General features: G+C 47.1%; 1 protein-coding gene. It reads left to right on the forward strand.

The features are described from left to right. Positions 1-274 (forward strand): serine dehydratase beta chain (locus SAZ04_RS22030; protein WP_332699717.1); only part of this gene is annotated, 274 nt, incomplete at both ends.

Consider the following 274-nt stretch of genomic DNA (forward strand, 5'->3'; position numbering starts at 1 on the left):
GGAAGATCCTGTCACATTCGCCGTAGAAAATATTCATGCGAGGATGGCTGATATCAGCTCCATGAAAAAACTGCTGCTGGGAGGTCTGCATGAAGTTGATTTTAACCCTGCTGAGGATATAGAGTTCCTTATCACAGAAACCCTGCCTTATCATCCGAATGCCTTGAGTTTCCTGGCGGGTTTCTCCAATGGCGATTCGATTGCGGAGACCTATTACTCGGTTGGAGGTGGGTTTGTGCAAAAAGAAGGTGAACAGTTCATGCCTTCCCAGGAT

This window comes from Halalkalibacter lacteus, assembly GCF_036663595.1.
GTDB classification, from domain to species: Bacteria; Bacillota; Bacilli; order Bacillales; family Bacillaceae_D; genus Halalkalibacter; species Halalkalibacter lacteus.